At 52.2% G+C, this 26,275-nt stretch carries 21 protein-coding genes and 1 tRNA gene; 17 read left to right on the top strand and 5 right to left on the bottom strand.

The features are described 5' to 3' along the window. Positions 1 to 3: 3 nt before the first annotated feature. Entirely contained in the window at positions 4 to 1,236 is a 1,233-nt protein-coding gene (locus tag NST26_RS25730) for an SEC-C metal-binding domain-containing protein (RefSeq protein ID WP_340980147.1), read from the top strand. Between the two features lie 854 nt (positions 1,237 to 2,090). On the opposite strand, the gene NST26_RS25725 is transcribed toward NST26_RS25730, so the two are convergent. After that, a tRNA-Arg gene (locus NST26_RS25725) sits at positions 2,091 to 2,164 on the bottom strand. 153 nt (positions 2,165 to 2,317) lie between these two features. On the opposite strand from NST26_RS25725, the gene NST26_RS25720 reads away from it, so the two are divergent. The 5 genes from NST26_RS25720 to ispG all read left to right on the top strand — a co-directional run bounded on the left by NST26_RS25720 (position 2,318) and on the right by ispG (position 8,104). Further along, positions 2,318 to 3,247, top strand: coding sequence for a hypothetical protein (locus NST26_RS25720; RefSeq protein ID WP_209876881.1), 930 nt, complete (start codon positions 2,318 to 2,320; stop codon positions 3,245 to 3,247). Positions 3,248 to 3,342: 95 nt separating this feature from the next. Next, positions 3,343 to 4,686, top strand: a complete 1,344-nt coding sequence (gene tig, locus NST26_RS25715; protein WP_340980146.1) for a trigger factor — start codon at positions 3,343 to 3,345, stop codon at positions 4,684 to 4,686. A 282-nt stretch (positions 4,687 to 4,968) separates the two neighbouring features. Then, on the top strand, positions 4,969 to 5,559 hold the full coding sequence (clpP, locus tag NST26_RS25710) for an ATP-dependent Clp endopeptidase proteolytic subunit ClpP (RefSeq protein ID WP_340980144.1): 591 nt from the start codon (positions 4,969 to 4,971) through the stop codon (positions 5,557 to 5,559). A gap of 12 nt (positions 5,560 to 5,571) precedes the next feature. Beyond that, the gene (gene clpX, locus NST26_RS25705; RefSeq protein WP_209876883.1) at positions 5,572 to 6,828 is read left to right on the top strand and encodes an ATP-dependent Clp protease ATP-binding subunit ClpX; all 1,257 of its coding nucleotides are present in this window, start codon (positions 5,572 to 5,574) and stop codon (positions 6,826 to 6,828) included. Between the two features lie 130 nt (positions 6,829 to 6,958). Next, complete coding sequence (ispG, locus tag NST26_RS25700) at positions 6,959 to 8,104, top strand: flavodoxin-dependent (E)-4-hydroxy-3-methylbut-2-enyl-diphosphate synthase (protein WP_209877026.1); 1,146 nt, start codon at positions 6,959 to 6,961, stop codon at positions 8,102 to 8,104. Between the two features lie 85 nt (positions 8,105 to 8,189). Here ispG and NST26_RS25695 read toward each other — a convergent pair whose 3' ends face one another. The 4 genes from NST26_RS25695 to NST26_RS25680 are packed head-to-tail and all read right to left on the bottom strand — an operon-like array spanning position 8,190 to position 12,267. Beyond that, on the bottom strand, positions 8,190 to 9,311 hold the full coding sequence (locus NST26_RS25695; protein ID WP_340980142.1) for a GerAB/ArcD/ProY family transporter: 1,122 nt from the start codon (positions 9,309 to 9,311) through the stop codon (positions 8,190 to 8,192). A 33-nt stretch (positions 9,312 to 9,344) separates the two neighbouring features. Continuing rightward, the gene (locus NST26_RS25690) at positions 9,345 to 9,554 is read right to left on the bottom strand and encodes a hypothetical protein (RefSeq protein WP_209876889.1); all 210 of its coding nucleotides are present in this window, start codon (positions 9,552 to 9,554) and stop codon (positions 9,345 to 9,347) included. Then, positions 9,551 to 10,756, bottom strand: coding sequence for a Ger(x)C family spore germination protein (locus tag NST26_RS25685; protein WP_340980141.1), 1,206 nt, complete (start codon positions 10,754 to 10,756; stop codon positions 9,551 to 9,553). Before NST26_RS25685 ends, NST26_RS25690 begins: the two co-directional genes overlap by 4 nt. Positions 10,757 to 10,797: 41 nt before the next feature. Continuing rightward, positions 10,798 to 12,267, bottom strand: coding sequence for a spore germination protein (locus NST26_RS25680; RefSeq protein WP_445323343.1), 1,470 nt, complete (start codon positions 12,265 to 12,267; stop codon positions 10,798 to 10,800). Positions 12,268 to 12,449: 182 nt separating this feature from the next. Between NST26_RS25680 and lonB the strand changes: the two genes are divergently transcribed. From lonB to NST26_RS25625, 11 genes are all read left to right on the top strand, one after another. Next, positions 12,450 to 14,159: an ATP-dependent protease LonB gene (gene lonB / locus NST26_RS25675; protein WP_036726022.1), complete on the top strand. Its 1,710-nt coding sequence runs from the start codon at positions 12,450 to 12,452 to the stop codon at positions 14,157 to 14,159. A gap of 233 nt (positions 14,160 to 14,392) precedes the next feature. After that, positions 14,393 to 16,786: an endopeptidase La gene (gene lon, locus NST26_RS25670; protein WP_339311338.1), complete on the top strand. Its 2,394-nt coding sequence runs from the start codon at positions 14,393 to 14,395 to the stop codon at positions 16,784 to 16,786. 12 nt (positions 16,787 to 16,798) lie between these two features. After that, positions 16,799 to 17,464, top strand: a complete 666-nt coding sequence (gene yihA, locus NST26_RS25665; RefSeq protein ID WP_036726020.1) for a ribosome biogenesis GTP-binding protein YihA/YsxC — start codon at positions 16,799 to 16,801, stop codon at positions 17,462 to 17,464. A 30-nt stretch (positions 17,465 to 17,494) separates the two neighbouring features. After that, positions 17,495 to 18,082 (top strand): non-ribosomal peptide synthetase module, encoded by a 588-nt coding sequence (locus tag NST26_RS25660; RefSeq protein WP_340980139.1) that lies wholly within the window; start codon positions 17,495 to 17,497, stop codon positions 18,080 to 18,082. A gap of 101 nt (positions 18,083 to 18,183) precedes the next feature. Continuing rightward, the gene (locus tag NST26_RS25655; protein WP_340980138.1) at positions 18,184 to 18,966 is read left to right on the top strand and encodes a tyrosine-protein phosphatase; all 783 of its coding nucleotides are present in this window, start codon (positions 18,184 to 18,186) and stop codon (positions 18,964 to 18,966) included. A 92-nt stretch (positions 18,967 to 19,058) separates the two neighbouring features. After that, positions 19,059 to 21,086, top strand: coding sequence for an S-layer homology domain-containing protein (locus tag NST26_RS25650; RefSeq protein ID WP_340980137.1), 2,028 nt, complete (start codon positions 19,059 to 19,061; stop codon positions 21,084 to 21,086). Between the two features lie 98 nt (positions 21,087 to 21,184). Further along, positions 21,185 to 21,961 carry a YveK family protein gene (locus tag NST26_RS25645; protein WP_083678063.1) on the top strand — a complete coding sequence of 259 codons (777 nt, stop codon included), beginning with the start codon at positions 21,185 to 21,187 and terminating at the stop codon, positions 21,959 to 21,961. Beyond that, complete coding sequence (locus NST26_RS25640; RefSeq protein ID WP_209876903.1) at positions 21,942 to 22,628, top strand: CpsD/CapB family tyrosine-protein kinase; 687 nt, start codon at positions 21,942 to 21,944, stop codon at positions 22,626 to 22,628. Before NST26_RS25645 ends, NST26_RS25640 begins: the two co-directional genes overlap by 20 nt. Before the next feature lie 41 nt (positions 22,629 to 22,669). Then, positions 22,670 to 24,502: a polysaccharide biosynthesis protein gene (locus tag NST26_RS25635; RefSeq protein ID WP_340980136.1), complete on the top strand. Its 1,833-nt coding sequence runs from the start codon at positions 22,670 to 22,672 to the stop codon at positions 24,500 to 24,502. A gap of 23 nt (positions 24,503 to 24,525) precedes the next feature. Beyond that, the gene (locus tag NST26_RS25630) at positions 24,526 to 25,185 is read left to right on the top strand and encodes a hypothetical protein (RefSeq protein WP_340980135.1); all 660 of its coding nucleotides are present in this window, start codon (positions 24,526 to 24,528) and stop codon (positions 25,183 to 25,185) included. Between the two features lie 2 nt (positions 25,186 to 25,187). After that, a complete protein-coding gene (locus tag NST26_RS25625; RefSeq protein WP_340980133.1) occupies positions 25,188 to 26,240 on the top strand; it encodes a stalk domain-containing protein in 1,053 nt (350 codons plus the stop codon). The last annotated feature ends 35 nt before the right edge of the window (positions 26,241 to 26,275 follow it).

Raw genomic sequence — 26,275 nt, 5'->3', positions numbered from 1 at the left:
CTAATGTTCAATACCGAACAAGTAAAAAGCTTTATTCTCCATCCGGAGCCGGCTGTGAGCAATACTGCTTTGAGGTATTTTGCCGACAGTTTCTTGTATGAGCACGATACTACGCTGATGCCGCTTGTGTTACAAAAGCTGAAGCAATGCAAGGATACCGAAGAGGTTCACCTGTTTCATGCCTATAAGTTCCCGCAGACCGAGGAAACGATCCGTGAGCTGCTGGCTTGGTACCAATCTCCTTCCACCCACTATAATACAAGATTTCTGGTGCTGGGAATTTTGAGGAATTGTGATCTTCGGCTATTGGACCCGTTCATGGAGTCTGTCCAGGGAATTCCGGAATGGAAAATTAAGGTTGATCAGAAGATTCGCCTCTCAAAGATGACAGACCAGGAAATGTTGGACGAATTCAGCTTATTTCTGGAGCAGAGTTCAGGGAAATACTGGGATGAGTTCGATAATGTGTACGGGGATGAGCTAGTGAATGAGCTGGCGCTTAGACAATGTCTGGACGCTGATACTGTGCTGGAAAAGCTGCGCGATAACGACCCGGATTCTCCGAGCTACGAAGTCCACTATCTAATCCAACTGGCAGGTCAGATGAAGCTGGAGACGGCTATCCCTGTGCTGTGCAGTTTTTTGGGTACAAATGATGATTTGCTTCCAACCACTTCCGTTGACGCGCTGGCTCAAATAGGCACAGCCGGGGTGATCAAGACGTTAACCGAGCAATATGTCTCTGCTTCACAGGAATTCTTCCGGATATTTGCCGCCGATGTATTCGGAAGAATTAAGCTGCCGGACTCCGAGGAGGCGCTGCTCGCCTTATTGCCGGAAGAACGTGATATTACCAATGCGACTAAACTGGCTGATGATCTTTGCCAATTGGGATCGGTAAAAGGACTTCCGCTCGTTGAGGCCATGGTGGAGGAAGGCTATGACGAGGGGTACTTGAATCTCATAGAGTCCATCTATGCTTACTGTGTAATTTCTGATACGGCTCACCCGTCACTGCTGCAGTGGAAGAAGAAGCTTGATGCGGAAGAGGCACGGATGGCCAAGCGCAGGAAAGAAGTAGACCGGATGTCTAGAGTTAAAGCCCCTATAGGGACTTATAACAGAATTAACGGAACTGACAAAACTTATATAAGCCCGGCAAAAGTAGGCCGTAACGACCCCTGCTCCTGCGGAAGCGGGAAGAAGTTCAAGAAATGCTGTGGTGCTAACGCTTAATGGGTGGGACTAGAGCCGGTTCATGTTGAACGATTGAACGAATAGACATGTAGCCACCAGCAGATGTATACGGACTGAGGGTACGCTATTCTCCGAAAAAACCAACTTTTCTGTCTTAAACGGACTCAGAGGACGTTAAACTGTTCATTCGAGCAGAAAAAGCGGAGAAACAGGTTACTTAACGGCCCCTGAGTCCGCATGGCCCTGCGGACAGGCGTGATCCGCCGGAATAAGGGATCTCCAGTCCGCAATGTTCGTGCATGGTTCTTATTCCTCCACTACTAAAGAGTGAGGGCGGGTCTGTGAAGTTCATTTCCCGCTCAAACAGCGGAGTGGACGGAACGACCCGCGGAAAAGCGATAGCGTTCGCCTTTGTCTCCGGATTTTTACCGATTAGGGAAATAAATAAAATCTGGAGACAACAGCGATTGTAACAACGATCCGTTCGCGCAGCGTTCACCCAAGTGCTCACCCTGATCCTACTCAAAAAAAAAAAGGGGGGGGGGGGGTCTCATCCTTCGGACGACAAAACAGCCCTCCCGAAGGAAGGCTGTTTCTATGACGTCCCGGAAGGGATACAGCCAAAATTCGGCTGATTGCGAAGTAGTGCTATCGAAGCGTATGCTCCAACGTCCCCTCGCTGACGCGCTGGGTTCTCATCCCCCCGGACAACAAAACAGCCCTCCCGAAGGAAGGCTGTTTCTATGACGTCCCGGAAGGGATACAGCCAAAATTCGGCTGATTGCGAAGTAGTGCTATCGAAGCGTATGCTCCAACGTCCCCTCGCTTACGCGCTGGGTTCTCATCCCTCCGGACGACAAAACAGCCCTCCCGAAGGAAGGCTGTTTCTATGACGTCCCGGAAGGGATTCGAACCCCCGACCGTGCGCTTAGAAGGCGCATGCTCTATCCAACTGAGCTACCGGGACATGAAGACTGACTGAAAAGCAAGCAAAAATTATGTTATCATACATAGTTAACTTTTTCAACTTGTTTTTTTGAAACCGGGCAGGGATATGCTATAATCTACAATTGATTAAGGATCAGAAGCGATTACAGTTCGGAGAAAAGGAGGTGCCCTCATGAATCAATTCAATTCCCCCGCCAAAGAGAACATCGTGCTGTTTCCCAAGACCCTGGATTACTACCAGATTCAGCTCACAGTTATGCTGGAGAATGAACGTTACGGGGAAGCGATGGAACTGCTGCGTTTTTTGCTGCAGTGCCAGGGACAGGAAGAGCGGCACTACGAGGAATGGCGGTCGCTGCTGGAATGGCTGGCGGCGGCCTTCCCCTACGCGGCGCAGGGTGGTGACGGGGACGATGCCCCGGATGCGGAGGATATGGATCTGGGGGAAGAGGACATGGCCCGGATTCTGGCCAGATCCAAGCTGGAGGAGGATGCGGAGTACCCGGATAAGCTGCTGAAGCGGGTGATGAACGAACCGCTGTCTGAAGCGACCGTGCTGGCGCTGGAGCAGCTCTCCTACCTGGAGGGGAGCGGGGTGGATGAAGCGCTGACCGGCTGGCTGCAGCAGGCGGAGGTGCATCCGCTGCTGCAATTCCGCACGCTGCAGACGCTGCGGCGCAGAGGGGCTCAGGGGGCAATCAGGCTGAGCCGGGGCCATGAGGCTGCTGAGGTGGAGATCGAGACCGTGCCGCTGCAGAACGACGAGTTCCCGCCGCAAATCAGCCAGGTGCTGGAACGGGTGGCCGAGCAGGCGGAGGTGCATGAGCCGACGCTGTATTATTTTGCCCAGGAGCTGTGGGGGCAGTTCGTCATGTCCATCTACGGGACGGCGGATTACCGCAAGCTGCTGGACGGGGAGTATTCGGAGCTGGATATTTGGGCGGGGGCCCTGCACCAGATGGTGTCGGAGAGCCTGAACGGGAACCGCAAAGAAGAGGAAACACGGGGGATGTACGGCATCACCGATAGCATGCGCTTCCAATTTGAGGGGGCCTACCGTTCGCTCAGGGGATTCGTGAAGAGTTCTCTACTTGATAAATAAAGTAATGTTGTATATAATATAGTGGTTATTCTGTGCGTGAAATGTTGGACTATTTAAGTAAACATGTAACCTATTTTTGGAGGGAAAAGTATATTATGAAAGCAACTTGGGAAAAGATAGAGAAGAACCTCGGAGTTCTTGAAGTCGAAGTAGAAGCAGACCGCGTAGCTGCAGCACTCGACAAAGCCTTTAATAAAGTGGTAAAGAAAGCAAACGTACCTGGATTCCGTAAAGGTAAAGTACCGCGGCCGATTTTTGAATCCCGTTTCGGTGTTGAAAGCCTGTATCAGGATGCTATCGACATTCTTCTTCCTGAAGCTTACGGCGAAGCCGTTGAACAGACTGACATCTTCCCTGTAGACCGTCCTGAAGTGGACATCGAGCAATTCGCCAAGGGCCAGCCGTTCATCTTCAAAGCGAAGATCACAGTTAAGCCAGAAGTGAAGCTGGGCGAGTACAAAGGTCTGGAAGTACCAGTGCAGAAGGCAGAAGTCACTGACGAAGAGCTGGATGCTGAACTGAAGCGTCTGCAAGAGCGTCACGCTGAGCTTGTTGTCATCGAAGAAGGAGCAGCAGCGAACGGCGACATCACAGTAATTGATTTTGACGGTTCCGTTGACGGCGTTCCATTCGAAGGCGGACAGGCTGAGCGTCATTCCCTGGAGCTGGGCAGCAATTCCTTCATTCCAGGATTCGAAGAGCAGGTAGTGGGCATGTCCACTGGAGACTTCAAGGATGTTGAAGTAACCTTCCCTGAGACTTACCACGCTGCTGAACTCGCAGGCAAAGCTGCTGTATTCAAAGTGAAGCTGCACGAAATCAAGCGCAAACAGCTTCCTGAGCTGGATGATGAATTCGCCAAGGATGTTAGTGAATTCGACACACTGGAAGAATACAAAGCAGACCTGAAAGCACAGCTCGAATCCCGTAAGCAGGAAGAGCTGAAGAGCGTTCGTGAATCCGCGGTAGTTGACGCAGCAGCAACTAATGCTGAAGTGGAAATTCCTGAAGCCATGATCGCCAGCGAAGTGGAGAACATGGTTCGTGACTTCGATACCCGTCTCCGCCAGCAGGGCATGAACATGGATATGTTCCTCAGCTTCTCGGGCCAGACTCGTGAAGACCTGCAGGGACAAATGAAGGGCGATGCTGAGAAGCGCGTTCGTAACAACCTTGTTCTGGAAGTTATTGCCAAGGAAGAGAAGATCGAAGTGTCGGAAGAAGAAGTTACGCAAGAGTTGGCTACTATGGCTGAAGCTTACAAGCGTACTCCTGAAGAAATCCGCAGCATTCTGGCAGCCAACGGTTCCCTGAGCAGCCTGAACGATGAGATCTCCCTGCGCAAGACCATCGAATTCCTCGTTAGCAACAGCGTGGAAGTTGAAGCTCCGGCAGCACCTGCAGAAGAAGCGGCAGCAGAAGAAGCAAAGGCTGAGTAAGCTTCAATCCTTTACCTAGAACGGCTATCCATTAGCCTCCATAGAGATTTGATAAGGCACGTAAGTTTTTGTTACGTGCCTTATTTTTATCGGGGGCCGGGCGTTTGGTAGTACATATCATGAATCCGTCAATTGGCATTGTCCGTGGAATTGCGTTATAATGGCATGCACATGAGCAATGCGGTTTAGGGGCACAGTGAATAAATGACATCCCGCTTTGAACGTGTTAAAATATTTCTGAAACGGAAAGACTAATCTGTATAGAGAAAAGAGGTTGGTGGCATGAGTCTGGTACCAATGGTTGTGGAAACGACAAGCCGGGGAGAACGCTCATACGATATCTATTCCAGATTGCTCAAGGATCGCATCATCTTCCTGAGCAGTGCGATTGACGATGATGTCGCCAATCTGGTTATTGCGCAGTTGCTGTTCCTGGCAGCAGATGACCCCGAAAAAGACATTCACTTGTACCTCAACTCGCCCGGTGGTTCTGTCACAGCCGGCATGGGTATATATGATACGATGCAATATATCAAACCGGATGTTTCAACGATTTGTGTAGGGATGGCAGCCAGTATGGGATCATTGCTCCTGACAGCCGGAGCGCCCGGCAAGAGATATGCGCTGACCAACAGCGAGGTTATGATTCATCAGCCGCTTGGCGGCGTTCAGGGGCAGGCGTCCGACATCTGGATTCATACCGACTGGATTCTCAAGACCAAGGCGAAGCTGAATCGGATTTATGTAGAGCGCACAGGTCAGCCCCTTGACAAAATCGAACGGGATACAGACCGCGATAACTTCATGAGCGCGGAAGAAGCGAAGGAATACGGGCTCATTGACCAGGTACTCTCTTCACCGATCATATCTTAAAGGGGTGGTAAGATGTTTAAATTTAACGATGAAAAAGGACAATTGAAATGTTCCTTTTGCGGGAAATCACAAGAGCAGGTTCGTAAGCTCGTAGCGGGACCTGGCGTTTATATATGTGACGAATGCATCGAGCTGTGCACGGAGATTGTGGAAGAGGAGCTGGGCCACGAGGAAGAGCTGGATATGAAGGATATTCCGAAACCGAAGGAAATCCGTGATATCTTGGATCAATACGTTATCGGCCAGGAGCAAGCGAAGAAATCGCTCTCCGTTGCTGTATACAATCACTACAAGCGTGTCAACAGCCAGAGCAAGATTGAAGATGTGGAGCTGACGAAGAGCAACATTCTGCTGCTCGGACCTACAGGCTCCGGTAAGACCCTGCTGGCGCAGACGATGGCGAAGATCATCAACGTGCCTTTTGCCATTGCAGATGCCACTTCCCTTACGGAAGCCGGTTATGTGGGTGAAGATGTTGAGAACATTCTCCTGAAGCTGATTCAAGCGGCTGATTATGATGTGGAGAAAGCCGAACGCGGCATTATCTATATAGACGAAATTGACAAGGTAGCGCGTAAATCCGAGAATCCGTCCATTACCCGTGACGTATCCGGTGAAGGCGTTCAGCAGGCGCTGCTGAAGATTCTGGAAGGTACAGTCGCTTCAGTTCCACCGCAAGGCGGACGCAAGCATCCTCATCAGGAATTCATTCAGATCGATACTACGAACATTCTGTTCATCGTGGGCGGTGCCTTCGACGGCCTGGAGCAGATGATCAAGCGCCGTATCGGCAAAAAAGTCATCGGCTTCAACGCTGCGGTTGAAGGACAGAAGGACCTCAAGGCCGGTGAATACCTGTCCATGGTATTGCCTGAGGATCTGCTGAAGTTCGGTCTTATCCCAGAGTTCGTCGGCCGTCTGCCGGTGATCTCGACCTTGGAGCCGCTTGATGAGAGCACCCTGGTACGTATTCTCTCCGAGCCTAAGAATGCGCTCGTGAAGCAGTATGTGAAGCTGCTGGAGATGGATAATGTAGCGCTGAAGTTCGAACCGCTTGCTCTTGAAGCGATTGCGAAGGAAGCGATCAAGCGCAACACTGGTGCCCGCGGACTGCGTGCCATCATCGAGAGCATTATGCTTGATGTGATGTACGAGGTGCCTTCACGGGATGACATTAAGGATTGTGTCATTACCGAGGAGGTTGTTAAGGAGAAGTCCCTGCCGGAGCTTAGTCTCAAGAAGGATAAGAAAAAAGAAGAAAGCGCGTAAGCCAGGCTTAAATAACCGGGCCTGACACGGCTTAACAATACAGCTCAGGGTCTCCACTTTCTCCCGCACACCCCGCATGACCTGCGGGGGCGGGGAGGGTGGAGCTTTGATCGTTATGGGGGAGAAAACCATGTTCCTGAGACACCAGACCCGTCCCGTCAATGTTGGCGGAGTGATTATCGGGGGTAACAACGAGGTTGCCATCCAAAGCATGTGTACGACCAAGACCGCTGATGTGGAGGCAACCGTGGCCGAGATTCTGCGGCTGGAGGAAGCCGGCTGTCAGCTAGTGCGCGTAACGGTCAACAATGAAGAAGCGGCAGCAGCGATTAAGGAAATCAAGAAGCAGATTCATATCCCGCTCGTAGCGGATATTCATTTCAATTACAAGCTGGCCCTGCTGGCGATTGAGAACGGCATCGACAAGGTGCGGATCAATCCCGGCAATATCGGACGCCGTGATAAGGTGGAAGCTGTTGTTAAGGCCTGTAAGGAGAAGGGGATACCGATCCGTATCGGGGTTAACGCCGGTTCACTGGAGAATCACCTGCTGGAGAAATACGGTTATCCTACACCGGAGGCGATGGTGGAGAGTGCCTTGTACCATATCGGCATTCTGGAGGAGCTGGACTTCCACGATATTATCGTATCGCTGAAGGCGTCCGATGTGCCAATGGCCATCGAAGCCTACCGCAAGGCAGCGGAGGTCATTCCTTATCCGCTGCATCTGGGGATTACCGAGTCTGGTACTCTGTTCGCCGGAACAGTGAAGAGCTCCGCCGGGATCGGCGCGCTGCTCTCCATGGGCATCGGCAGTACAGTGCGGATCTCCCTGAGTGCTGATCCGGTGGAGGAAGTGAAGGTAGCGCGTGAGCTGCTGAAGACCTTCGGTCTCATCTCGAATGCGGCAACTCTGATCTCCTGCCCAACCTGCGGACGCCTGGATATTGACCTCTTCTCGATTGCGAACGAAGTGGAGGAGTACATCTCCAAGCTGAAGGTGCCGATTAAGGTATCCGTCCTCGGCTGTGCGGTGAATGGTCCGGGGGAAGCCAGAGAAGCGGACATCGGCATCGCCGGTGCGCGCGGAGAAGGGCTGTTGTTCCGTTATGGCAAGATGATCCGCAAGGTGCCTGAGGCGGAGCTGGTCTCCGAGCTGAAGAAGGAGATTGACATTATTGTGGAGCATTTCGAGGCGACTGGCGAGATTCCCGGCCGTAGTCATGCCGGACTGGCTCCGGCCGCTGCGCTCAGCAATTCGGAGAACGGGAATTAACAGAACGCCCCGTTCGTTACGAACCCTGTCCTAATTATAATTATGTCCATGTACCTGAAGTGCCCCGCTGCAGAAGTCTGTCCAATCAGACGTTTGCACCGGGGCGTTTTTTTATGCGAATCTTACGTATAGTCTTCTTCAACAAAGTTAGCATATAGAGCAGTAAGGGAAGAATCACCAAGAAGATGAACGCGAAATTCCCCCATACTTTTGCAATGATTTCATTAACATAAACGGTATTGATATAAGTATTCCAAGCGATGATGATGAACAATACAGCCAGGGGATAGATGAGATAGTCCTGCTTCCGCAGATGGAAGACGGATTGCAGCCCCTTCAGAATGGAGAAGTAGAGCAACGAGATTTTGATGAAAAAGGTCAGTACCCAAATGGTGATCAGAATGCCTTCGACCCGCTGCAGAATATTTCCGATATTGATCGTTTTGGCCAGTGCATAGGCGGGGAAGGTGCTGTTCTCCGTCTGTTCAATCCCGAGAATGAGCAAGCTGAGCAGCACGATGATGCTAAGGACCATGCCGCCTGTGAACGTGCCCAGCAGAAAGGCCCGCTCCCCGCTTTTTGGCTTCCTGACGAGTGGCAGGAAGGTCATCAGCACGATGAGTTCCTGAAACACAGCGGATTGATAGCCGCCAAGGAGGATAGGAGGTAACCCCCCTTCCAGGACCGGCTTGATATGATTCCATTCGATTTTGGGAATCAGGGCCAGCACCAGAATCAGGAACAGGAACAGCACCCAGGGGAATAATAATTCGCATACTCTGGCAAATACGACAACCCCTGAACTGACACTCACTATGGCAGCGATCAGGAAGATAATCTGGACCGCTTCAATTGGTGTTTCGGGCAGAATCTCACTGGTGATGAAGAAGCCGAGGTCGCCCAGCAGCGTACCGGTGAGAATCATGAAATAGAACAGATACAGTAGCGAGACAATTTTGCCAACCCATTTGCCGAAACCCGCTTCGAGTATGTCATAGAGATCTCTGCCGGGATACAGGCGGGCAACCGCGAGATACAGGATGACCATAATCAGATTAATCAGGAGGCTGCAAAGAGCAGCGACCCAGGCATCTTCTCTTGCAGTATGTGCTAATCCGCTTGGGATGATCAGAATGGAGGTTCCGATGGTGAGTCCGAAGGTCATGATATAGAACTGCCGTAAGGAAATACCCGAACGATTCTTCACAGGTGGTTCACTCCCTCGCTCATGAAAGTTATTTCAGGACAGAAGCTGCATGATACTGCGTACCCAGTCGAGCGGCCTGAACTGAGGCAAGTCTGCCATGTCCAGTAAGGTTGCCGCAACCGTAAGACTCCAGAGACTATAGAAGGCGGCTGCATCCCGCAGTGAACGTAGCCTAATTACGGCAGGTGTCTTCAGGATCAATACCAGTAACAGAAAGAACAGCAGAATCAGATTCCAAGTCATTTTTCCTCTATCTCCTGTTTCAAGGGTTGGATGATCGAACCGATGCGCTGAATCACTATCTTGGAGCGTACTTTTACCTTGACGGTTCTGAAGCTGTCCTCCCAATTCTCGCGGTACGTTCGCCACAGACGGGGATACTTCCGGTGCAGGGCTTCGCCGAACCCGAAGATGTCAGCGCCGTATTTCTGCTGGACCTCCCGGATATTTTGCGTGAGGCTGAGGTCATAATCCTGCTCCAGATTCCTCTGAATATCTTCGATGCTGGCCGGATTATTCAGATTAAGCTTGCCTTGAATCGTGGTGAGATTGGCTTCAATATTTAGCCTTACCGTAAATTCAGGCTTGCCCTGTGCATCTAGCCGGACGTCCAGATTGCTGTCTGAACGGGTTATTATGAAGCCTGCAAGTCCGCCTCCGGGACTGTGTTCATTGCTAACTGTGGAGTCTACTTCATCCAGGACATAATTGACCGTTTTGCTGCCAGGTTCGTCCAGCCAGCCAACCAGCTTGTCTTTTTTGAACACTGCGATTCCCGCATGCTCGATCATGGTCTTCGGGCTGATCGTATCCACATTATTCACGGACCCTCCATTCTGCCTGTCTCCATTCAGTTGCACACCGGACATCACCGGGTTGGAGCCGCCGCGCTCCAGCTCGGTAATGAACTGCTGGAGAGTCACTTTCCCGGTGGCTGCCCATTTTTTATGCGAGACCAGAATTGAAGAATACAGGGAGTTCGCCGGAATATGCTCGAATGGGGTGATGATTTCCAGTATCTTGGAGGCCCTGGATTCCTTCGCCACCAGCAGGAAGAAATCCGTACGCAGCTCATGGTTGCGAGAGGTGAAATCCAGCACATCGCTGACTCCCCTGCGGGCCAAGGCCTCTCCGATGACTAACACGCGGATGTGGGCCAGATACAGCATACGCGGAGTCATGCTCAACATACGCTGCAACGCATCGGGAACAGTTCTGCCAATGGCCTGATAAGTCACCACAGGCACCCCCCCGGAGCTGCCTCCCTTCTGGTTGCCCGCCTCCCCGGGATTCATCACCTGAACAGTGACGGCATAGCCGCCCGGATCGAGATCAATGCCGAGTGCCATGACGAGCGCCAGATCATTCAGCTCTTTGCGGCTCCAGCATCCGGTGAGCAAGGTAAGGCTGATGATCAGAAGGATACACAGGAATTTTCTCCACATGGCCAGCAGTCCTTTCGTTGAAGAGAGTTCATGTCGCCCTGCTAATTCTGCCCAAAATACTTCTTCATGGTGCGCCGGGATAAGCGGATGAACGTATCTTTCTGGCTCTGCCGGCGCATGGGGGCAAAAGAGGTCATGTAAGGGATGCCCATAGATTCAAGGCTGCACAGATGCAATCCCAGAATAATCAAGGCAATGATGATTCCGAATAGACCGAAGGAAGCGGCAATAACCATCAGGACAAACCGCAGCATCCGCACGGAAATTCCCACATTGAAGGCAGGCAAGGTGAAATTGGCGATGGCTGTAATGGATACGACAATAACCATGGCCGCCGAGACAAGTCCTGCATCGACCGCCGCTTGACCAATCACCAGCGTTCCGACGATGGACACCGACTGGCCGATCGACTTGGGCAGACGGATGCCGGCCTCGCGCAGAATCTCGAAGGTAATCTCCATGATGAAGGCTTCAAGGAAGGCCGGAAAAGGAATCCCCTCGCGCTGCCCGATCAGACTGATCAGCAGGGTGGTCGGAATCATCTCCTGGTGGAAGGTAGTGATCGCTATATAGAAGGAGGGAGTCAACAGTGCGATGGCAAAGCAGAAGAAGCGAAGCATCCGGACGAGAGTGGCAAAATCACTCCGCTGGTAATAATCCTCACTGGACTGGAAGAACTGGACCAGCAGCGCAGGAACTACGAGTACGAACGGAGTGCCTTCGGTGAGAATGGCGATACGCCCTTCCAGCAGTGCCGAAGCCGTAACATCGGGACGCTCTGTATTATAAACGGTAGGAAAAGGGCTGTAATGCTTATCCTGAATGACCTCCTCGATATAATTGCTCTCCAGCACGCTGTCCAGTCTGGCCTTATCCAGCCGGCTGCGCAGCTCCTGCAAGACGACGGGGTCGGCATTGTCTTCTATATACATCACAGCTATATTGGTCTGTGTCTGTTCACCGAGCCTTCGCTCTTCAATACGCAGCTTGGGGTTCTGGATACGCCGGCGGATCAGCGCCGTGTTCTCCCGCAGGGATTCGGTGAAGCCTTCACGCGGCCCTCTTACTACAGATTGGGATACCGCGTCTTCCACTGAACGCTGCTTCAGCGCTTCTGTACCGGCAGATAACGCATGCGTGCTTCCATCGATATAGATGACCGAGTTACCAGCCAGCAGCTCCGTCTCTACCTCTGTATAATTAGTAATCCCTCCAACCTTGCCGAGGGAGAGCGTTCTGTCTTGCAGCAGCTTCAGGCAGCGCTCCGGCTGCGGTTCACTGAACTCATTGAACTGGCCCGCGTCTTCATGAATGGCCTTCATCAGAGCCTGCGGATCAGCCATTCCTTCAATATATACAACCACTACAGACGAGGGTCCGAGTGTAATGAATCGGTAGATGATATCTGTACTTGTGCCCAGACGGACTTGTATTCCCTCTATAAAAGCGGACAGAGAGTCCGGCAGTTTCTCCTGCGGCGAGCCTGCGTTCTCCAGCTGTGTCATGTTCATTCGCCTCCCATCATCCCGTATAGTCTTTCCGTATGAGGTGATCCTATGCAATCTATCGGCAAGGAAGGAGAATGGGATTCGGTTTTTTTGCTGCGGGAGTTTACGAATGTTTGAAACGGCTATACTACCTAGTAGAAGCTGAATACAGAATAGGCAGACGGAAGGATACAGGAGGGTGACCTATGGAACTAAGTATATTGCTGATGGTCGTGCAGCTCTTTTTCGCGCTGGTCATCGGCGTTTATTTTTGGAATCTGCTGCGGGGACAGAAGACCAATAAGACAGCGGTGGACCGGGAATCACGCAAGGAGCTGGACAAGCTGCGGAAGATGCGGATGATCTCACTGACCAAGCCGCTCTCGGAAAAGACACGCCCCGCCTCCATCGACGATATCGTCGGACAGAAGGATGGGCTGCGCGCCTTGAAGGCCGCGTTATGCAGTGCCAATCCGCAGCATGTTATTATCTACGGGCCGCCGGGTGTAGGCAAGACGGCAGCGGCGCGGGTAGTTATGGAAGAAGCGAAGAAGAATGCGTTATCGCCATTCAAACGCGATGCCAAATTCACCGAGATCGACGCCACTACGGCGCGCTTCGACGAGCGCGGCATTGCCGATCCGCTGATCGGCTCCGTGCATGATCCGATCTATCAGGGTGCGGGGGCTATGGGGGTGGCCGGAGTCCCGCAGCCGAAGCCGGGCGCAGTAACCAAGGCGCATGGCGGCATTCTGTTCCTCGATGAGATTGGCGAGCTGCATCCTATTCAGATGAATAAGCTGCTGAAGGTGCTGGAGGACCGCAAGGTGCTGCTGGAGAGCGCCTATTACAACTCGGAAGACAGCAATACACCAGCGTATATTCATGATATTTTCCAAAATGGCCTGCCTGCCGATTTCCGGCTGGTCGGAGCCACGACACGGTCGCCGGACGAGATCTCGCCGGCGCTGCGTTCGCGCTGCATGGAGATTTATTTCCGTCCGCTGCTGCCGGAGGAGATTGCCGTGATCGGACGGGATGCCGTCCAGAAGATCGGGCTGAAGCCAAGCCCCGAAGCGGTCGAGGTCGTGCAGCAGTACGCTACGAACGGCCGCGAGGCGGTGAATATGATTCAGCTGGCTGCGGGCCTTGCCTTGACCGAAGGCCGGGATACGCTGAGCGCTGCGGAAGTGGAATGGGTCGCCAGCAGCAGCCAGTTGCCGCTGCGGACGGAGCGTAAGATACCATCCGCCCCACAGGTCGGACTGGTCAACGGCCTTGCCGTCTACGGGCCCGGCATGGGCACACTGCTGGAGATTGAGGTCTCAGCCGCGCCAGCCCTTAACGGGCCGGGCAGGCTGAATATCACCGGGGTAGTCGATGAAGAGGAGACACGCGGAGGCTCGCGGACTGTGCGGCGCAAGAGTATGGCCCGGGGCTCGATTGAGAATGTGCTGACCGTCCTGCGCTCCATGAAGCTGGAGCCGGACAAGTATGACCTGCACATTAACTTCCCCGGCGGGACGCCGATTGACGGCCCGTCCGCCGGGGTGGCCATGGCGGTGGCCATCGTCTCTGCCATCCGGCAGCTGCCGGTGGACAACACGGTGGCGATCACCGGCGAGGTCGGCATCCATGGCCGGGTGAAGCCGGTCGGCGGCGTAGTCGCCAAGGTGGAGGCTGCCTTCCAGGCGGGAGCAACGACTGTGCTGATTCCGAAGGAGAACTGGCAGTCACTGTTCGCCGATCTCGGCGCGCTGCGGGTGATCCCGGTGGACACGGTGGAGGAAGTCTTCCGCCACCTGTTCGGCACCGACACGGCAGACATCAGAATGCCTGCCGTATCCGGCGAGACCTTCTCTTCAGCGCCTTCACTGCTGAAGGCGGATGCTTCGGGCGAGAGTCTGCCCGGGTAAGACAGACACATAGTAGAATCCCCTGGCGGGCAGCTGCCGGGGGATTTTTTTTGGCGCATTAGGAGGGGGAGCAGCAGCGGCATAGGACACGAATGTTCGGCGAATACTACATACCGATGGGTGAGCGTGCCAATAACGCCAATTGCGGACACGGGTTGTTGGTGTTTTCATGCGGCTTTTGTTAGAATGAATGCATATGACACTACTTATGAACCATGGGAGGTGCGAAAGCGATGATACAAAATAAATCCAAAGGTCGTCGTTTTCCTTTATTACCGCTTAGAGGTCTTCTTGTATATCCCAGTATGGTTCTGCATCTGGATGTAGGCCGTGAGAAGTCCGTCCGGGCACTAGAGAAAGCTATGGTTGAAGATAATCTTATTCTCCTCTGCTCCCAATCGGAAGTTAATATTGAGGAGCCGGGGCAAGAGGATATATTCCGCGTGGGTACAGTGGCGAATGTGCGGCAGATGCTGAAGCTTCCCAATGGTACGATCCGTGTGCTGGTGGAAGGCGTAGAGCGGGCTGAGATCATTCATTATACGGACAACGAGGAGTACTACGAGGTGATGGCGCGTGAGCTGCCGGAGCAGGAGGATGTGGACCAGGAGAGCGATGCCCTGATGCGCAGCGTACTGAGCCAGTTTGAACACTACATCACTTTATCCAAAAAAGTAACTCCAGAGACACTTGCTGCGGTCTCCGATATCGAGGAGCCTGGGCGGCTGGCGGATGTCATCACCAGTCATCTGGCGCTGAAGATCAAGGACAAACAGGAGATCCTGGAGACCATTGACGTCAGCAAACGTCTGGAGAAGCTGCTCGATATCCTCAATAATGAGCGCGAAGTGCTGGAGCTGGAACGCAAGATCAGCCAGCGTGTGAAGAAGCAGATGGAGAAGACACAGAAGGAATATTACCTGCGCGAGCAGATGAAAGCGATCCAGAAGGAGCTTGGCGAGAAGGAAGGCCGGGCCGGTGAAGCCGATGAGCTGCGCACCCAGATGGAAGAGAAGAATCTGCCGGAACGGGTGCAGGAGAAGATCCTGAAGGAGATCGACCGTCTGGAGAAAATGCCGGCAAGCTCGGCCGAAGGCAGCGTCATCCGCAACTACGTGGATTGGCTGCTCGGTCTGCCCTGGAGTGAAGCCACGGAAGATGATCTGGATATCCGCAAGGCGGAAGAGGTGCTGGACGCAGACCACTACGGTCTGGAGAAGCCGAAGGAACGGGTACTGGAATACCTGGCCGTGCAGAAGCTGGTCAAGGGTCTGAAGGGGCCGATCCTGTGTCTGGTAGGTCCTCCGGGTGTCGGCAAAACCTCGCTCGCCCGCTCCATCGCCCGCTCCCTGAACCGCAAGTTCGTCCGCATCTCGCTGGGCGGCGTGCGGGATGAAGCCGAGATCCGGGGTCACCGCCGTACGTATGTCGGCGCAATGCCGGGCCGGATCATCCAGGGGATGAAGACGGCAGGCAGCATCAACCCGGTCTTCCTGCTGGATGAGATCGACAAGATGGCAGCGGACTTCCGCGGCGATCCGTCGGCGGCCCTGCTGGAGGTGCTGGACCCGGAACAGAACAATACGTTCAGCGATCACTTCGTAGAGCTGCCGTTCGACCTGTCGAACGTCATGTTCGTCACTACGGCGAATGCCGTGCACAACATTCCGCGTCCGCTGCTGGACCGGATGGAGATGCTGTTCATTCCCGGCTATACGGAGCTGGAGAAGCTGCAGATTGCCAGCCGTTATCTGCTGCCGAAGCAGCGCAAGAGCCATGGCCTTGCGGAAGAGCAGCTGTCCATCGGAGACGATACGCTGCTGAAGATTGTCCGCGAGTACACCCGTGAATCCGGGGTGCGGAATCTGGAGCAGCAGATTGCTGCCCTCTGCCGCAAGGCGGCGAAGCAGATTGTCTCGGAAGAGAAGGAACGCGTCAGCATTCTTCCGGAGGAGATCAAGGATTATTTGGGAGCCTCCAAGTTCCGTTATGGAATGGCTGAGCTGGAGGATCAGATCGGTACCGTTACCGGGCTGGCCTGGACAGAGGTTGGCGGCGATACGCTGCTGATTGAAGTCACGGTGGTTCAGGGCACCGGGAAGCTGACGCTGACCGGACAGCTCGGCGATGTAATGAAGGAGTCGGCGCAGGCCGCCTTCAGCTATACCCGCTCGAAGGCGGAGGAGCTGGGGCTTGCCCCTGATTTTCACGAGAAGAACGATATTCACATCCATATTCCCGAAGGTGCGATTCCCAAGGACGGCCCGTCCGCAGGGATTACAATCGCTACGGCGCTGATCTCCGCGCTCACCAAGCGTTATGTCTCCAAGCATGTGGCCATGACCGGCGAGATCACGCTGCGCGGACGCGTATTGCCGATCGGAGGCCTGAAGGAGAAGTCCCTGGCCGCCCACCGTGCAGGCTACAAGAAGATTCTTATGCCGAAGGATAATGAACGCGACCTCAAGGATATTCCTGAGAGTGTCCGTAATGATGTCGAGTTCGTGCCGGTATCCCATATGGACCAGGTGCTGAAGCACGCGCTCGTAGACCATGCAGAAGAAGTTAACACCGGCTCAGATTCAGATACAGAAATAAGCATTGAAGCGCCCAGTAGTGTGCATTAGAAAGGAAGTCTTATGAAAGTTAACAACGCAGAATTTATTATCAGTGCCGTAGGCCCTGACCAATACCCAGTGGATGCCTTGCCGGAGATTGCTCTGGCAGGGCGCTCCAATGTAGGGAAGTCCTCTCTGATCAACCGGATGATTAACCGCAAGAATCTGGCCCGCACCAGTTCTACGCCGGGCAAGACGCAGCATATGAACTATTATCTTGTGAATGAGAGCATGTATTTCGTTGACTTTCCGGGGTATGGCTACGCCAAGGTCTCGAAGACACAGCGCGCCTCCTGGGGCAAAATGGTCGAGAAGTACATGGCGGAGCGCGAGACGCTGAAGATGGTCCTGCTTGTAGTGGATCTGCGCCATCCGCCGACAGCCAATGACAAGATGATGTTTGACTGGCTGAAGCACTACGATCTGCCGCTCTGCGTAGTGGCTACCAAAGCGGACAAAATTCCGAAGACCCGCTGGCCGAAGCATATCAAGGTAATGAAGCAGGAGCTCGGTGTGCTGCCGGGAGACAGCTTCATTGCGTATTCATCAGAGATTGGACTTGGCAAAGACGAATTATGGGAACTTATAGATAGACATACTCTACCCACCGAAGAAGAGCTTCCGGCAGAACCGGATGATCAGGATTCCGGGGATGAACCGCAGCACGAAGCGCCTTCCGAGACTTAAGGGTTTGTCATTAAGAATTGAGGGATGTTTATGGCTCAGCGTCTGGCGATGGAATATGTGAATGCAACGATGCAAATGACCGAATTTCAGCTGAACCAGTTTCTGCTGACCGCTGATACCAGCTATATCAGTCACCGTGTGAAGGTACTAGGCGCGGGCGAACAGGAGATTGTGCTGGAGGAGGCCGGAGGCGAGGAGGTCCATCTGTCTTTTGAACGCAAAGGCGGCATCTATATGGGTTCCTTGTCCTGCAGGGTGGTGAATCCTCATCTGATTAATGCAGTCCGCAAACTATTCTTCATGTATAAGGGCACGGGGACCGTAAACCGGATTTATAAGGATCTTACAATGATGTACTACTATGAAGGCGGCTCGGTGCGCCGGATCTCGGAAGTGAGACCGGGCGGCACCAAGCTGATCTATCAGCATAAATATTCAGTAGCAGAGATGCTGGCTGTCTACAAGCGTCAGACGGTAGAATGTGAGATTGAGCAGCTCCGTCAAGAGATTGATAGACTGCTCGATATGCGCAACCGTAGTCAGCAAGAGGCAGTAATTAAGGAAGTCGATGAGAGACTTGCAGAGGCGGCCGTCCGGCTGTTCCGACTGGAAGCATAAATGATATTGTTTTAAAATTTGGCAATCATTTCCTAGTGAAATGGTTGTATTTTTTTGCGAAAACTATACATATCCTCTACGAAAGGACCGATAAACAACATATGATAGATATCCATAGCCACATTCTACCCTTCATGGATGACGGAGCCGCTGATTACGACGCCGCTCTCGCCATGGCGCTTGACGCCCATAACGATGGTATTACAACTGTAGTGGCTACCCCCCACCATGCGAACGGAGTCTATATGAATCCGGCTCCGGAGATTGAAGCGGCGGTGCGGGTGCTGAACGCGAAGCTGCAGGAGGCAGGCAATCCGCTGGTCGTGTTGCCGGGGCAGGAGATCCGGATCTACGGAGAACTGCTCGATGATCTGGAGCGCGGACAACTGCTGACGCTTGCCGGTTCCCGGTATATTTTGCTGGAGATGCCCTCTTCGCGGGTGCCCCGCACGATGGAGGAGACCTGCCATGAGCTGGTCATCCAGGGCATGGTGCCGATTATCGCCCACCCGGAGCGCAATGCGGAGGTTGCTGCCGATCCGTCCAAGCTGCTGCGGTTAATAGAGCTTGGTGCCCTGGGGCAGGTTACCGCACAGAGTATGGCCGGCGTATTCGGGAGTAAGCTGCAGAAGCTGTCGCTCGAATTATGCCGCCAGCATGCCGTGCATATTATTGCATCAGATGCGCATGATTCTGTGCACCGTCCCTTTGGATTAAGCGAGGCTTACGGAGTGGTGCGGCGGGAATTGGGAGAAGAATCATTCGACTTTTTTCTACAAAATGCGCGCGACATCCTTGCAAATAACGAGATTAATCGAGTGAATTCTATTCAATCTAACAGCAAACTTCATAGATTGTTCGGATTTTTTTCTCGCAAAGGGTGACCTTCTGTGTCATTAATGGTAGAATGGGTATTACTGGATTCTTGCACTATTATTAATACAAATACATACCAAGAGGTGGATGACAAGTGACTTTGAAGAAAAAACTAGCAGTATCTACACTAGCAGTAAGCATGGCAGCGGCATCCGTTGCCGGATTCCCGTTCAGCAGCAAGGGGCTGGCTGAACATTTTGGAGTGAGTACAGCTTCCGCAGCAGCAGTATCGCAGGCAGATGTGAAGGCGAAGGTTGAGAAGATTTATGCTCAGCTTACAGAAAAAGAGAGACAAGATCTTCTTAATTATGAGCAGGCAGCAGGCAATATCAGCGCAGCTACTTTCGAACAGATCTTCAAGCCAGTGCTGGACAAGCTTGCCTTAGAGACTGAAGATCTTGCAACTGCCCATAAAGCATTCACTAGTGTATCCAGTGTAGTCTACGATGTATATGACAAGGATTACACTGCAATTAAGGAGATCCGCTATGATGAGAAGAACGTGGATCTGCTGAAGAGAATTGCAGCTAAGGCTGGCGTAAAGAATCTTACAGCTGAAGACTTCACTGAATTCCTGTTCGGCGACAAAGGCGTTGAAGCTGAACTTCGTACATTGATCAGCAATAAGTCCGGTGCCGAATTGGTGAACCTGCTTGCGAATGCTTCCAGCACTAATGAGGCTTTCAATGCATTGCTGGATGAAGCCATCACCAAAGTTCTGAACCATAACACAGTTGAGGGTGGACTAACAGTAAGTCAAGTAGTATACAACCTGAATATTACTCCTGCTGATATTAAGCTCAGTCTGAAGAACCTGAAGGATACAGTTCCAACAACTACGCCTGCATTGAAGGCACTTGCTTTTGCTTATCTGAGAGCTTACCCGACTGATGGCGGAACTACCGAGCCTGGAACCCCTGGCGGCAACAATGGCGGAAATGGCGGCGGTGGTGGCGGCACAGTAACTGCTCCAGTTACCAACCCTACAGCTACACCAGGTGTATACGATGTATCCAAGCTGGTAACGATTGTAGGCGACAAAGCAACCCTGAAGCTGGTGGACGCTGATGTGCTGAAAGCCTTTGATGCACTGGTTGCAGCTAATGCCGGTAAGACAGGTCTTACGCTTACCCTGAACCTGGGTACAGTGAACGCGGCAACCGTAGAAGTGCCATTGTCCAAAGCAATCATTGAAGCAGCCAAGGCGAAAGGCATTGCCAACATTGCAATTACCTTCAACGGCTTGACCGTAACGATTCCGGTAGGACAGTTCAGTGAAGCTGTTACACTGACCGCTTCCACCGTAGCAGATACAACCGTAACCTCTGTGTCCAGCCTGAAGCTGGCATCAAGCGTGTATGATTTCGAACTGACTGTAGGCGGCGTTGCTACAACAACCTTCCAGCAGCCAATCATTATCAAGCTGCCGCTTAAGAATACAGAAGGCCTTGACCGTGAACTGCTGTCCGTAGCAAAGGTAGTATACGGGGCACTGCAATTCCAGGGCGGTGTTGTAGATGGTGATCACATCACTGAACCGCGTGACGGCTTCTCTTCCTACGCTGTACTGGAGAACAAAGTCAGCTTCAAGGATGTTGCCAGTGTTCAGGCTTGGGCTGGAAGACAGATCTCAGTCGTAGCAGCCAAGGGCGCTATTGAAGGCGTAGGCAACGGCAACTTTGCTCCGAAGAACAATGTGACCCGTGCAGAATTTGCCAAGATGCTGATCCGCGCACTGAACCTGGAGAACAACTCCGCGAAGCAGAGCTTCGGCGATGTTAGCTCCACTGCCTGGTATGCTCCTTACGTAGCTGTTGCTGCTGAGAAGGGAATCATTACTGGACGCAGTGCAGCCCAGTTCGATCCTAATGCAACGATTACCCGTGCTGAGATGGCAACGATGATTGCCCGTGCCGTGAAGTCGCAGAAGCCGGAAGCTGCAACGAATGTCAGCTCCCTCAGCAAATTCTCCGATGCAGGCAAGATCGCTGCTTCCCTGAAAGACGGAGTAGCCTTCGCTGCCAGCAACAACCTGGTGATCGGCAACGCCGGCAAGTTTAACCCTAACAACACAGCTACACGTGCTGAAGCTGCAGTAATTATCTACCGTACAATCAACTTCAAGTAAGTAAATAGTATTGTGGAGAGCCTCCTCTCGTCGTATAGAGAGGAGGCACTTTTTTAGGATATAGGGTATAAGAATTTACAGCTTGGAGGGAAATGCACTTGTCAGCACAAGAATTGGATTTGCGCGATTATTTCCAGATTGTCAGGAAGAGACTGTGGATGATTATCAGCATTGTTATCGTGGCTTGTGTTCTTGCCGGGATCTACAGCTTATATATCAAGAATCCGGTCTATGAAGCTTCAACGAAGATCATTGTTAATCAGACGCCTACCCAAGCTACGGCAGCACAGCTGGATCTGAATCAGATCAATACCAACATTCAGCTGATCAATACGTACAAGGAAATTATCAAGACTCCGGCGATCCTCGATGTTGTGGCTAAGAACTACCCGCAGTTCGGGATTACGGCAGAGGAAATGCTGAAGAAGGTTAACGTGAGTTCTGTAAATAATACGCAGGTGATGACACTTGTCGTTCGAGATAATTCATACCAGAGAGCCGCAGAGATCGTGAATGCCATATCACTTGTATTCAAGCAGGAGATTCCGTCCTTGTTCAACGTACAGAATGTGTCCATCCTCAACGAAGCCAAGCTTAATCCGCCAGTTGCACCCGGACCGGTAGAGCCGAATGTGGTCATGAACCTCGCCATTGCTTTTATCGTATCCCTAATGATTGGTCTGGGGATCGCCTTCCTGCTGGAGTATCTCGATGATACGCTGAAGACAGAAGACGACATTAAGAAATACCTGGGACTTCCGACTATAGCTATGATTACCCGGCTGGGGCAGGAAGAGACCAAGACCACCGGGCAGCAGGCTCAGACACAGAGCAGAAAGGCGGGGGAACTAGAGCATGTCACAGCAGCCAAATAAACAACGTCATCTGATCACCGTGACCAACCCGCGTTCGCCGGTATCCGAAGCCTTTCGGGCACTGCGCACGAACATAGATTTCTCCTCTGTAGATGAACAGATCCAGATTATTATGGTCACTTCTTCCGGACCGGAGGAAGGGAAATCAACCGTTACTGCTAACCTGGCCGCTGCGTACGCGCAAGCGGATAAGAAGGTGCTGCTGATCGACGGTGACTTGCGTAAGCCTACAGCACATAAGACTTTTACACTGAGTAACCGGTATGGGTTGTCCTCCTTGCTCTCGCAGCAGGCGAATCTGTCCGATGTGATTCAGGAATCCGGTGTGAACAACCTGTATCTGATGACATCCGGCCCGATTCCTCCGAATCCCGCTGAGATGATGGCCTCCAACCGGATGAGTGCGGTGCTGCAGGAGCTGCGTCAATTATATGATGTGATTCTGATTGATACTCCGCCGCTATTGGCCGTTACAGATGCACAGATTGTTGCCTCCAAGAGTGATGGCGTAATTATGGTGGTCAGCTACGGTAAGGTGAAGCGCGATATTGCAGCTAAGGCGAAGGCCAATCTGGACCGGGTCGGGGCCAAGATGCTGGGCGTGGTCCTTAACAATGTGAAGCGCAAGGCCAGTGAAGGCTACTATTATTACTACTACGGCAATTGAATTGTTTAATAGATAAAATGTTATTTTTGGAGGCACTGAAAATGACAGCGAAAACCAGAGTGTTGGTATTATTCATGATCGATATTGCGATCATATGGTTCAGCATCGTGACGTCCTACCTGTTCCGGTTCTACAATGAGATTCCGCCGGAATATGTAGTACAGATGATCGTGTTCGGCGTAATCTCCACGGTAGCCATCGGGGGAAGCCTGGTCTACTTCGGACTCTACCGCAGAATGTGGCAATATGCCAGTATTAACGAGATTATATCGGTTCTCAAAGCTATTGTAGTAGGAGCAGTGTTATCTTACGCTGCCGCTTATATAATCCTGCCTGAGCGCGTGCCATTCAGCATAGAAGTCCGGGCGATGGAGACGGTTCTGCTGCTGGTGGGGGGCGTACGTTTTTTCTGGAGAGTCTTCCGCAGTGACCGGAGCAACAATAAGAATACGGAGCTTCATACGCTTATTGTCGGAGCCGGAGATTGCGGAATCCTGATTGCCAAAGAACTGACGGGACCTTCCTTCGCGGGCACCCGGCTGGTTGGATTCATCGATGACAGCGCAGATAAATATCACATGTCCATACTGGGTGTACCTGTACTGGGTAACCGTTATGATATTCCGCGGATTGTGAAGGAGAAGGAGATTCACGAGATTATTATCGCGATGCCCTCAGTCTCCAGAACCCAAATATCCGAGATTATTAATCTGGCCAAGGCTACAGGTGCGAAGCTGAAGATTATTCCGGCACTGAATGACCTGATCGCTGGCAAGATCTCTGTCAAGAAGCTCCGCGATGTCAGCGTAGAAGACCTTCTGGGCCGTGAGCCGATTGTTGCAGACATGAACAGTATTCTGGGCTATGTTCATAACAAGACCGTACTGGTTACGGGCGCAGGCGGTTCGATCGGATCAGAGCTATGCCGCCAGATATCCCCTTTTGCACCGGACAAGCTGCTGATTCTGGGACACGGCGAGAATAGTATCTATACGATTGAGATGGAGCTGCGCAAGAGCTTCCCTTACCTGGAGATCGTGACCGTAATTGCTGATATTCAGGACCGCACCCGGTTAATGGATGTATTCCAGAGCTACAAGCCGCAGGTGGTCTTTCATGCAGCAGCACATAAGCACGTTCCTCTGATGGAGCGCAACCCTTCCGAGGCCATCAAGAATAATGTCTTCGGGACCCGCAATGTAGCCGACTGTGCTGACATGTATGGTGCAGAGCGCTTCGTAATGATCTCTTCCGACAAGGCCGTGAACCCGACCAGCGTCATGGGGGCTACGAAGCGGATTGCCGAGATGTATGTGCAGAGTCTTAATGTAACAAGTCCTACCAAGTTCTCTGCGGTACGCTTCGGTAACGTACTAGGCAGCCGGGGCAGCGTCATTCCCGCCTTCAAGCAGCAGATTGCAGCCGGTGGGCCTGTCACCGTAACGCATCCCGAGATGGTCCGTTACTTCATGACTATTCCTGAGGCTGTTCAACTGGTGATCCAGTCCGGTTCCTTCGCGAATGGCGGAGAAGTCTTTGTTCTGGATATGGGTGAACCGGTTAAGATCCTGACGCTTGCGGAGGACCTTATAACACTGTCGGGTTACGAGCCTTACAAGGACATCGACATCACCTTCTCAGGCGTCCGTGAAGGCGAGAAGCTGTATGAAGAACTGCTGACCGATGAGGAGAACCTGGGTTCCACTCAGCATGACCGGATCTTCATCGGCAGACCTAATGTCATCACCCGGAGCCAGATGGAGCTGGAATTCAAACGGTTAGAACGGGTGATCACCGAAGATGCAGAAGCCATCCGCGAAGTGATTAACCAGATCGTACCGATGCAGCCAGTGATCCAGGCAGCCATTAGCTAATTAGAGATGTGGAGGTACCTGAAGTGAAAAGATGGAAAAAAGTATTGATCTGGACGCTGTCGGTCATCGTGGTGTTAGGGGTTGGCGGACTATTCGCAGCCAATTATGCTGTCGACAAGCTGATGAATTCTATGGCTGGCGGCTTCGATGTGGAAGCTGGCAATACGCCTAGTGTTCCTCAGGGACAAGTGATTGAGCCTGTGGTAGCAGATAGCGACCCGTCTGCGGAGCCAGCAGCTTCCGCTGATCCGGCTTCAAGCGCTGCACCAGCTAGTACACCTGCATCCGGTAATGCCGCCAGCACGGACAAGCCGGTAAGTACTGGCAAGCCTGCAAGCACTCCTGCTCCAACACCTGTGGATGGATTAGCCCATATTTCAACGGATAAGGCCAAGGAAGTTCAAGAGAACGTAACGATCACAGATAAAGCGAATGTGGCAGCAATCCTAGCTAAGCAGCTCGGTGTCTCAGATATCAAGAGATTGCAAGAGTTAGCCCAAGGCGGACTTACCAATGAAGAGAAGCGGGAAGCCCGCAGCATCATCCTCGGCAAGGTCTCAGAGGAGCAATATAACGAATTAGCTCAGATTGCCAAGAAGTACGGCGTTAGCCAAGGCAAGACCCGGGATCAGATCCTGGCTGAAGAAGAAAAGCTTAAAGCCCAAGAAAAAGGAAGTGAATAGGCATGTTCAAGATCAAGATTCCAGCAGCAGCACTTCTGAGCGTAGCCTTAATGGGCTGTGAGCCCCTGACAGCATCGGCCCCAGTTACCACCGTAGCGGCAGCTACTCCTGTAGCCACTGCAACAGCAGCGTCTCTCAAGGCGTCCAATGCTATCAAAGTACAGAATGTAGATGTAACCATGCTATTCGATGGTGTAGCCCTACAGCCGCCAGCCGGACAACATGTGTTCATGTACAATAACACCACTTATGTTCCTTTACGCTTCATGTCATATGCCCTGCAGAAGAGCGTAAACTGGGATGCCAAGAACCTGAAGGTAACCGTAGCCGAGCCAAGCAGCTCAGAGATGGTAGTCATTAAGGAATACCTGATGAATGCGACTTTCAGTCCTTCTTTTACAGCCAAGAATATTACGCTGAACAACGTTAAGGCAAGTTATGTATTTAACGGGAGTACTAAGGCATTGCCCCAAGGCCAGTCCAGCTATCTGCTGAATGGCTCGATCTATGTCCCCCTAAGATTCTTATCGGAATCTGTAGGAAATTCCATTAGCTGGAATCCGAAAACAAAGACCATTACAGCAAATTCCAAGAACTACGAAGAAAATACGGCTTCGGCGAAACCAACCGACAAGGGAATTAGTCCATCTGCAAGCCCGACACCGGTACCAGCAGCAACCCCTGTTGCTGAACCAGGTGGAGCAGCAGGCGGTTCAGGATCGGCAGGAACAGGGTCCGGTAAGGTTTCTTACGAGAGTATAACTAGTGAGACAGAAGCGAAGCTGAGCGCGCTAAAATCGCAGAGTACATCTACATTGTTAGGAATTGCCTTTGAATATGTGGGTGCTACAGATGCTGCAACCAAGCAAAGTATTAAGGCCAAAGGGTTAGAGCAACTAGCTTCTTTTAAAGCCTCATTTAACAGTATAATCGCTGACGCTGAACAAAAACTAAACAGTAATGGATATAGCACGGCTATTATTGCTCAGTATAGAGCGGCCTTTGAGGCTGACCTGGATAATGGAAGAGCTATAGCTGAGGGTATGGGGAAATAATAGGCGATGAAATAGCTTTAACAAAGAAGAGACAT

Origin of the sequence: Paenibacillus sp. FSL R7-0128 (assembly GCF_038002245.1) — a bacterium.
GTDB classification, from domain to species: Bacteria; Bacillota; Bacilli; order Paenibacillales; family Paenibacillaceae; genus Paenibacillus_AQ; species Paenibacillus_AQ silagei.
Note: the sequence above shows the minus strand (reverse complement) of the source record. Positions and strands in the feature narration are given on the sequence as shown.

What these genes read in the sequence shown, in the direction of transcription:
- NST26_RS25730 (WP_340980147.1), top strand. Translation starts at nt 4, where the DNA reads ATGTTCAATACCGAACAAGTAAAAAGCTTTATTCTCCATCCGGAGCCG.
- NST26_RS25720 (WP_209876881.1), top strand. Translation starts at nt 2,318, where the DNA reads ATGAATCAATTCAATTCCCCCGCCAAAGAGAACATCGTGCTGTTTCCC.
- tig (WP_340980146.1), top strand. Translation starts at nt 3,343, where the DNA reads ATGAAAGCAACTTGGGAAAAGATAGAGAAGAACCTCGGAGTTCTTGAA.
- clpP (WP_340980144.1), top strand. Translation starts at nt 4,969, where the DNA reads ATGAGTCTGGTACCAATGGTTGTGGAAACGACAAGCCGGGGAGAACGC.
- clpX (WP_209876883.1), top strand. Translation starts at nt 5,572, where the DNA reads ATGTTTAAATTTAACGATGAAAAAGGACAATTGAAATGTTCCTTTTGC.
- ispG (WP_209877026.1), top strand. Translation starts at nt 6,959, where the DNA reads ATGTTCCTGAGACACCAGACCCGTCCCGTCAATGTTGGCGGAGTGATT.
- NST26_RS25690 (WP_209876889.1), bottom strand. Translation starts at nt 9,554, where the DNA reads ATGACTTGGAATCTGATTCTGCTGTTCTTTCTGTTACTGGTATTGATC.
- NST26_RS25685 (WP_340980141.1), bottom strand. Translation starts at nt 10,756, where the DNA reads ATGTGGAGAAAATTCCTGTGTATCCTTCTGATCATCAGCCTTACCTTG.
- NST26_RS25680 (WP_445323343.1), bottom strand. Translation starts at nt 12,267, where the DNA reads ATGAACATGACACAGCTGGAGAACGCAGGCTCGCCGCAGGAGAAACTG.
- lonB (WP_036726022.1), top strand. Translation starts at nt 12,450, where the DNA reads ATGGAACTAAGTATATTGCTGATGGTCGTGCAGCTCTTTTTCGCGCTG.
- lon (WP_339311338.1), top strand. Translation starts at nt 14,393, where the DNA reads ATGATACAAAATAAATCCAAAGGTCGTCGTTTTCCTTTATTACCGCTT.
- yihA (WP_036726020.1), top strand. Translation starts at nt 16,799, where the DNA reads ATGAAAGTTAACAACGCAGAATTTATTATCAGTGCCGTAGGCCCTGAC.
- NST26_RS25660 (WP_340980139.1), top strand. Translation starts at nt 17,495, where the DNA reads ATGGCTCAGCGTCTGGCGATGGAATATGTGAATGCAACGATGCAAATG.
- NST26_RS25655 (WP_340980138.1), top strand. Translation starts at nt 18,184, where the DNA reads ATGATAGATATCCATAGCCACATTCTACCCTTCATGGATGACGGAGCC.
- NST26_RS25640 (WP_209876903.1), top strand. Translation starts at nt 21,942, where the DNA reads ATGTCACAGCAGCCAAATAAACAACGTCATCTGATCACCGTGACCAAC.
- NST26_RS25635 (WP_340980136.1), top strand. Translation starts at nt 22,670, where the DNA reads ATGACAGCGAAAACCAGAGTGTTGGTATTATTCATGATCGATATTGCG.
- NST26_RS25625 (WP_340980133.1), top strand. Translation starts at nt 25,188, where the DNA reads ATGTTCAAGATCAAGATTCCAGCAGCAGCACTTCTGAGCGTAGCCTTA.